Genomic DNA, 410 nt, shown 5'->3' with positions numbered 1-410 from the left:
CATGGGATAGGCTGACGATAACCTAGTTCTCATTTTTTACAAGGAGTTCGTCACGCCTGGTTTTAGCCTGGATAAACTGCAACAGCTCGCCGGCCCTGCCGCCGCGGTGGTCGCGCTCATCATCACGCTGATCGCCTCCCTCGTGCCGGGACTCGGGTCAAGCGCCCCGACCGAGACGAAGGGCACCGTCATCTTCACCGTCGTGGACCGCGTCGGCCTTCCCATGCGGTGTGCCTACACGAGCACGTGGCCGGAGATCCAGACCAAGGAACTCAAATTCACCGCGGAGAATGGCACCGTGGGTTTCGACGCCCCAGCCGGCACCACCGTGGACGTGACCTTCGACTGCCCGGCTGGCACGGCCACCGCCAGCGCGACCGCACCGGAGACCGGCGTCGCACAGAAGAAGG

Annotated in this window: 1 protein-coding gene; it reads left to right on the top strand. The window is 63.9% G+C overall.

The features are described from left to right. Nucleotides 1-106: 106 nt before the first annotated feature. A partial coding sequence (locus LPA41_RS41270) for a hypothetical protein (RefSeq protein WP_229076948.1) occupies nucleotides 107-410 on the top strand: 304 nt, incomplete at its 3' end.

Origin of the sequence: Actinoplanes sp. DH11 (assembly GCF_020873875.1) — a bacterium.
In the GTDB taxonomy this organism is placed as follows: Bacteria; Actinomycetota; Actinomycetes; order Mycobacteriales; family Micromonosporaceae; genus Actinoplanes.
This window is presented reverse-complemented; position numbering and strand designations above follow the sequence as displayed.